The sequence below is a fragment of the Streptomyces synnematoformans genome (assembly GCF_039531005.1).
GTDB lineage: Bacteria > Actinomycetota > Actinomycetes > Streptomycetales > Streptomycetaceae > Streptomyces > Streptomyces synnematoformans.
Genome location: NZ_BAAAPF010000342.1, coordinates 1 through 7,356 on the forward strand (window position 1 = coordinate 1; position 7,356 = coordinate 7,356).

Annotated in this window: 6 protein-coding genes and 1 pseudogene; 3 read left to right on the plus strand and 4 right to left on the minus strand. The window is 76.0% G+C overall.

From position 1 onward, the window contains the following. The 4 genes from ABD317_RS31265 to ABD317_RS31280 form a co-directional block, all read right to left on the minus strand. On the minus strand, positions 1-2,213 hold a 2,213-nt coding region (locus ABD317_RS31265; RefSeq protein ID WP_344294322.1), incomplete at its 3' end, for a transglutaminase TgpA family protein. 1 nt (position 2,214) lies between these two features. Then, entirely contained in the window at positions 2,215-3,660 is a 1,446-nt protein-coding gene (locus tag ABD317_RS31270) for a DUF58 domain-containing protein (RefSeq protein WP_344294324.1), read from the minus strand. After that, positions 3,660-4,697, minus strand: coding sequence for an AAA family ATPase (locus tag ABD317_RS31275; protein ID WP_027753703.1), 1,038 nt, complete (start codon positions 4,695-4,697; stop codon positions 3,660-3,662). The genes ABD317_RS31270 and ABD317_RS31275 overlap by 1 nt, the downstream gene beginning before the upstream one ends. 157 nt (positions 4,698-4,854) lie before the next feature. Further along, the gene (locus ABD317_RS31280; RefSeq protein ID WP_344294326.1) at positions 4,855-5,412 is read right to left on the minus strand and encodes a beta-class carbonic anhydrase; all 558 of its coding nucleotides are present in this window, start codon (positions 5,410-5,412) and stop codon (positions 4,855-4,857) included. A 294-nt stretch (positions 5,413-5,706) separates the two neighbouring features. Here ABD317_RS31280 and rsmH point away from each other — a divergent pair, with 294 nt between their 5' ends. The 3 genes and pseudogenes from rsmH to ABD317_RS37920 all read left to right on the plus strand — a co-directional run. Next, positions 5,707-6,669 (plus strand): 16S rRNA (cytosine(1402)-N(4))-methyltransferase RsmH, encoded by a 963-nt coding sequence (gene rsmH / locus ABD317_RS31285; protein WP_344294328.1) that lies wholly within the window; start codon positions 5,707-5,709, stop codon positions 6,667-6,669. Between the two features lie 22 nt (positions 6,670-6,691). Beyond that, positions 6,692-7,276 (plus strand): cell division protein FtsL, encoded by a 585-nt coding sequence (ftsL, locus tag ABD317_RS31290; protein WP_344294330.1) that lies wholly within the window; start codon positions 6,692-6,694, stop codon positions 7,274-7,276. Positions 7,277-7,287: 11 nt separating this feature from the next. Further along, positions 7,288-7,356 (plus strand): annotated as a pseudogene (locus ABD317_RS37920) (P-II family nitrogen regulator); the annotation flags it as partial.

Sequence of the window (7,356 nt, forward strand, 5' to 3'; positions counted from 1 at the left end):
ACCTTCCGCACGTCCTCCGCCAGCCCGGCGGTCTGCCGCGGCCGCGGCGCGTAGAGCATCTGCTCCACCGCGCCCGCCACGCGCAGCGCCGACTGCGCCGCCGTGCCGTCCAGGGAGCCGAACCGGATCAGCGCCGCCGCCGTCGTGCGCGGCGTCTGCGACTCGTCGGGCGGCAGCCCGAAGTCCCAGGCGGTGTCGTTCATTTCACGCCAGGCCGCCAGCGGGCCCGCGCCCGGGCGCAGCCGCCTGCCCCGTTCCCGTACGCGCCACATCGCCGGCAGCGCCGGCAGGAGCAGGAGCAGCAGCACCCCGGCCGCCCCGGCCGCGATCCCGCCGGCCGGCGGTCCGCTGTCGGTCGGGCCCGCGACCCCGCCGGCCGCCGCCTCGTCGTCCGGGCAGCCGTCCACGCGCCGCAGCGACGCCGGGCACTCGTCCTCGGACGCCGACGGGGACGGGACCGGCGTGGCCGTGCTGCCGCGTTCCGGCAGCTCGCCCGCGGGGTTGCCGCCGCCGCCCTGGTTGTCCTCCATCGTGTAGTCGGGCAGCGTGCCGCGCGTCGGCGTCGGCTCGAAGCGCGTCCAGCCGGTGCCCTCGAAGTACAGCTCCGGCCAGGCGTGCGCGTCCTGCAGCCCCACCGACATCGTCCCGTCGCCCTGCGCCGTCCCCGGCACGAAGCCGACCGCGACCCGCGCGGGGATGCCGAGCGTCCGCGCCATCGCCGCCATCGAGAAGGAGAAGTGGACGCAGAAGCCCTGCCGCTCCCGGAGGAACTTCAGGATCGCCTCGGGGTCGTCGGAGTCGAGGTCGGTCTCCGTGTCGTAGACGAAGTTGGTGGTGAAGAAGTCCTGCAACGCGAGCGCCCGCTCGTAGTCGTTCGCCGCGCCCCGGGTGATGTCCCGGGCCTGCTCCCGCACTTCGTCCGGCAGCGAGTCGGGCACCTCCGTGTACTCCTCGCTCAGCGAGGGGTCCGGCGCGGGCGCGTTGGCCAGCTGCCGCGCGGTGGGCTTCATGACCAGGCTGGTGACCTGGTACGCGGCGCCGCCGGTGGTGGTGCCGCCGTCGCCGACGACGGACCGGCCCTCCGGCTCGTAGCGCCAGTCGCCGCCGATGCGCACCTGGTACGCGGGGTACGGCATGGGCAGCCACTGCTGCCGGAAGTCGTCGTCGGCCTGCACGTTGAGCGTGACGGGCGCGGAGTCGACCCGGCTGTTGGAGTAGCCCTGCGGGGTGGGCAGCGGGTCCGGGATGTCCTCGATGCTGCGGCGCGAGGGCTGCCAGGAGGTGCCGTCGAACCGGTCGAGGGCGACGAAGCGCATGTACAGCGCCTGGTTCTCGGCACCCTCCGCGGTGCGGTAGCGGAACACCTCGCGGTTCTCCGGCTGGTTCAGGCTCTGCTGCAGCCGCACCACCGGGTTGATCGCGGTGACCGTGCCGCCGCCGGGGCCCTGGCCGGGCCCGGTGGTCCTGCCGTCCAGCAGCCCGCCGTCCAGCGACGGCAGCGCCGCGGGCACGACGAGGGCGAGCCCCAGTGCCACGGCGCCGATCCGCCGGCCCGTACGCACCGGGGCCAGCGGCCCGGCGGCCTCCGGGTCGGCCCTGCCGGGCGCCCCCACGGACCGGCCGCCGCCGAACATCCGGCCCCACTGCGCCAGCCGGTCCCGCCCCTCGGCGAGCAGCAGCAGCAGGTAGCCGGCGCCGGCGAGCAGGAACGTCAGCCAGCTCCCGCCCTGGTTGAGCCCGGCGGCGACGGAGTACAGCGCGAGCAGCGGCAGCCCCGCGGGAGCGGCGCTGCGGAACGTCACGGCCACCGTGTCCACCAGCAGCGCCACCCCGGCGACGCCGGAGATCAGCATCAGCTCGATACCGTCGGTGACCGGGGCCGGGATGGAGTAGCGGGAGACGTCGTCGCCGCCCTCCCGGTACAGCTGCCGGAACTCCTCTATCGCCGACGGCCCGGGGAGCACCCCGCCGGCCGCCGTCTCGCCGGCGAAGAGCATCGTCAGCAGCAGCACCGTGACCGCGGTCTGCACGAGCACCGTCAGCGGGCGCGCCAGCGGGACGCGGCGGGCGACCATGCCGGTGCCGCCGATCACGCAGACGACGAAGATCGCCTTGAAGAACCAGGTCATCTTGTCGGTCAGCGGCAGCAGCGCCGTGGCGGCCAGCAGGGTGGCCGCCGCCGCGCAGACCGTGAGCCGGGCCCGTCCGCTCATCTCAGCCCTCGCCTCCGCGGGCCGCCGCGGCCAGCTGGCCGGACTGGTTGCCGGCCTCCCGCCACAGGTCGCCCATCGCCGTTCCGGGCGGTACGGACAGCACCGTCCAGCCCGCCTCGCGCAGCTGCCGCACCAGGTCGGAGTCCTCCGCCCCGGCCCCGCCCCCGGCCGGGGGCGTGCCGCCGGCCGGGCCCGCGCCGTACGCGCCGCCGGGGGCGCCCGGGCGCGCCCAGGCGGTGCTGTCGCGGCCCGGGCGCGCCCAGGCCGCGTTGTCCGTCACGAACGCCACCCCGGCCGCCGTACGCTGCCGCATCCGCGCCGCGAGCGCCGCCTGCTCCCGGTCCAGGTCGCCGAAGAACGCCACGAGCAGCCCCTCGTGCCCGCCGCGCAGCACGTCGTACGCGGCCGAGACCGTGTCCCGCTCGGAGTGGTCGATGACGGCGAGGGTGTCCAGCAGTATCCCGGCCGCGTCGGCCGACTCGCCGCCGCGGGCGTTCAGGGCCCCGTCGCCGCCGGTCCCCAGCTCGCCGCCGTCGGTCAGCAGCCGCACCGTGTAGCCGCGCTCCAGCATGTGCAGCGCGACGGAGGCCGCGCCGGAGACCGCCCACTCGAAGGGCGAGTCGGGGCCGGAGCCGGTGTAGGCGTCGCGCCGGGTGTCCAGCAGCACCGTGCAGCCCGCGCGCTGCGGCTGCTCCTCGCGGCGGACCATCAGCTCGCCGTACTTGGCGGTGGAGCGCCAGTGCACCCGCCGCAGGTCGTCGCCGTGCCGGTAGCCGCGGGGGATGACGTCGTCCTCGCCGGCCAGGGCGAGGGTGCGGTGCCGGCCGTCGCCGTAGCCGGTGGCCTCGCCGGCCAGCCGGACCGGGGCCAGCGCCTCGGTGCGCGGCACCACGGTCAGGGTGTCGTACGCGCTGAAGGAGCGGGTCATCTCGCACATGCCGAACGGGTCGGAGAGCCGCAGCTGCAGCGGGCCCAGCGGGTAGCGTCCGCGCAGGTCGGAGCGGACCCGGTAGGTCACCTCGCGCTTGCCGCCCGGCTCCACCCGGTCCAGGACGAAGCGGGGCCGGGGGCCCAGCACGTACGGCAGCCGGTCCTGGAGCATCAGCAGCCCGGTCGGCAGCCGGGAGACGTTCTCCAGCCGCAGGTGCACCCGGGCCTCGGAGCCCGCCGGCACCCGGGCGGGCGACAGCCTGCGGCTGCCGCCGACGCGGTACCGCGTGCGGTGCAGCACGGCCGTGCACACCAGCGGCAGCGCGGCCAGCAGCATGCCCACCCGGAGCAGGTCGGGCTGGCCGAGTATGTAGCTGCACGCGCCGGCCGCGAGCCCGGCGGCGAGGAACGAGCGGCCGCGCGTGGTGGTGCCGGACAGGGCCGTGCGCAGCCCGCCCGCCTGGGCGTCCGGGCCCGCGGGCGGCGCGGCGGGGGCGGGCGGGGACTGGCCGGCCATCAGAACCGCCGGCCGTCCGGGCTGTGCGGGGCGCCGCCGTAGGCGGGTGGCATCGGCGGGGGCCGCTGCATGTCGGCGGCCGGGACCGGCACCTGCTGCAGGATTTCGGCGACGATCTGCTCGGCCGTACGCCGGTTGAGCTGGGCCTGCGCCGTGGGCAGCAGCCGGTGCGCCAGCACGGGCACGGCCAGCGCCTGCACGTCGTCGGGCAGCGTGAACTCCCGGCCCGCCAGCGCCGCGGCGGCCTTCGCCGCCCGCAGCAGGTGCAGCGTGGCCCGCGGCGAGGCGCCGAGCCGCAGCTCCGGGTGCTGCCGGGTGGAGGTGACCAGGTCGACCGCGTAACGCCGGACGGAGTCCGCGACGTGCACCGTGCGCACCGCGTCGATCAGCTTGGCGATGTCGTGGGCGTGCGCGACCGGCTGCAGGTCGCCCAGCGGGGAGATCCCGCCGTGCACGTCCAGCATCTCCAGCTCCGCCGCCGCGCTGGGGTAGCCGATGGACAGCCGCGCCATGAAGCGGTCGCGCTGGGCCTCGGGCAGCGGGTACGTGCCCTCCATCTCGATGGGGTTCTGGGTGGCGACGACCATGAACGGGCTGGGCAGCTCGTACGTCTGGGTGTCGATGGTGACCTGCCGCTCCTCCATCGACTCCAGCAACGCCGACTGCGTCTTGGGGGAGGCCCGGTTGATCTCGTCGCCGATGACGATCTGGGCGAAGATCGCGCCCGGCTTGAACTCGAAGTCCCGGTGCTGCTGGTCGTAGACGCTCACGCCGGTGATGTCGGAGGGCAGCAGGTCGGGCGTGAACTGGATGCGCCGCACCGAGCAGTCGACCGACTTCGCCAGCGCCTTGGCGAGCATGGTCTTGCCGACGCCCGGCACGTCCTCGATCAGCAGGTGGCCCTCGGCGAGCAGGACGGTCAGCGAGAGCCGGACCGCCTCGGGCTTGCCTTCGATCACGCTCTCCACCGACCGCCGGACGTCGTCCGCGGTACTGGTCAGATCGCTGAGGCTCGCTCGCTCGTCATACGTCGTCACCGGCCCTCCTCGGCCCGTCGCACGGGCCGTGCGCCGCGGTCGCGGACCGGCCCTCCCCGATACCGTGACGCCCCGCCCACGCCGTCGCCGCGGTTGCCGCAGAACGGTGCCGTAAGAGCCGCCACCCCCGCATTCTTGCTGCCGAATGCCGGTTTCGTCAGTCGCCCGCCGGGATTTGCTCCACCGACACCTCGCGGAGCAGACCCGTGCGCACGTCGAATACAAAGCCTCGCACGTCGTCGGTGTGCAGCAGGAACGGCGAGGTCTCCACCCGGCGGATGGACTGCCGCACGTCCGCGTCCAGATCGCGGAACGACTCGACCGACCAGGCCGGCCGCTGCCCGACCTCCGCCTCCAGCTCGAAGCGGAACTCCTCGGTGAGGTTGAGCAGCCCGCAGTCGGTGTGGTGGATGAGCACGACGCTGCGGGTGCCCAGGGCGCGCTGGCTGATGGTCAGCGAGCGGATGGTGTCGTCGGTGACCACGCCGCCGGCGTTGCGGATCGTGTGGCAGTCGCCCAGCTCCAGGCCGAGCGCGGCGTGCAGGTCGAGGCGCGCGTCCATGCAGGCGACCACCGCCACCCGCAGCACGGGCCGGGCGTCCATGCCGGGGTCGGCGAAGTCGTCGGCGTAGCCGCGGTTGGCGGCCACGAGGCGGTCGGTGACGGTCGGGGCGAGGGCGTCCGGCGCGGACGGCATGCTCTCAGCGGGCGTCATGCCTACGACGGTATCGGGGCGGCGGCGCCGTCGCCCGGTGCGGGTGAGGTAGCCCACAGGGAGCAATGTGCGCGCCCGGCGCCCGCGGCCGGTGCGGGGCGCGCCTTCGGTGCTTGACCGACCGGGGGGTGCAGTGGGCTAAAGTGACGCGAAGTGGGAGCCGTGGCGCCCCCTTTCCTGCGGTTCGCCCGCCGCCCGTGCGGCCGGCGGGCCGCTCCGGGCCCGGCCGGCGCCGCGCGCAGAGCGGCAGCGGCCGCTCCCCTTCGGCAGACGGGCGGGACAGGAGGCGGCACCGTGAACGACGCACGCGCCGCTGCCCACGTCCCCGTCATGCTCCGCCGCACCGCCGGGCTGCTGGCCCCGGCGCTGTCCGCGCCCGGCGCGGTGGCCGTCGACTGCACGCTGGGCCTCGGCGGCCACAGCGAGGCCCTGCTCGCCGCCCACCCCGGCCTCCGCCTCGTCGCGCTCGACCGCGACCCCGCCGCCCTGGAGCTGGCCGGCCGGCGGCTCGCCCCCTACACCGGGCGGGTGACGCTGGTGCACGCGGTCTACGACGAGCTGCCCGCCGTGCTCGCCGAGCTGGACGTGGGGCGGGTGCAGGCGGTGCTGTTCGACCTGGGCGTGTCGTCCATGCAGCTGGACGAGGCCGAGCGCGGCTTCGCCTACGCGCAGGACGCGCCGCTGGACATGCGCATGGACCAGTCCCGGGGCATCGCCGCCGCCGAGGTGCTGAACACGTACCCGCCCGGCGAGCTGGTGCGGATCCTGCGCGCGTACGGCGAGGAGAAGCAGGCGCGGCGCATCGTCGAGGCCGTGGTGCGGGAGCGGCGGAAGGAGCCGTTCGCGCGCAGCGCGCGGCTGGTCGAGGTGATCCGCGAGGCGCTGCCGCAGGCCGCGAAGCGCACGGGGGGCAATCCCGCCAAGCGCACCTTCCAGGCGCTGCGCATCGAGGTCAACGGCGAACTGGCCGTCCTCGAACGGGCCGTGCCCGCGGCCGTCGCGGCGCTGGCGGTCGGCGGGCGGATCGCCGTGCTGTCGTACCACTCGCTGGAGGACCGGCTCGTCAAGCGGGTGCTCGCGGCCGGCGCCGCGAACACCGCGCCGCCCGGGCTGCCGGTCGTGCCGGAGCACCACCAGCCGCGGCTGCGGCTGCTCACCCGCGGCGCGGAGCTGCCGACGGAGGACGAGATCGCGGAGAACCGCAGGGCCGCCCCCGCGCGGCTGCGGGCCGCGGAACGGATCCGGGAGGACGTGTGAGCCGGAGCGGAGCGGGTGCGCCGTGAGGCGGCCGAGGATCACGTCGCCGCGCGAGGGCGGCGCCCGGCTGCCGGGCGGCAGCTCGGCGGCGCGCACGCCGTTCGTGCTGCTCGTGGTGGTGCTGCTGGGCGCGGGCCTGCTCGCGCTGCTGCTGCTCAACGCGGCCGTCAACCAGGGCTCCTTCCGGGTCGGCAACCTGAAGCGGGAGACGACGCGGCTGACGGACGAGGAGCAGCGGCTGCGCCAGGAGGTGGAGGAGCGGTCCGCGCTGGACGCGCTGGAGAAGCGGGCCCGGGAGCTGGGCATGGTGCCGGGCGGGCCGCCGGTCTTCCTCTCGCCGGTGGGCGGCGTCCGGGGCGAGCCGCGGACGGCGACGGGCCCGCCGGTGCCGAGCCCCGCGGAGGCGGCGGAGCCGTCGCCGGGTGGCGGAGACGCCGGGGCGGCCGAGGAGACGGAGAAGGCCGACGAGACCGGTGCGCCCGCCGCGGCCGGGGCACCCGGGACGACGGAGGCGGCGGCGCCCGGGGCGGCCCCCTCCGCCGCCGCCTCCCCCTCCGTGTCCGCCCCCGTGTCCGCCCCACCGCCCGCCGCCGAGGAGGCACCGTGACGACCCGCGGCACCGGCAAGTCCTCCGGCGACGGCAAGGTGTGGAGCGTACCGGTCGACACGGCGGTACGGGTACGAACG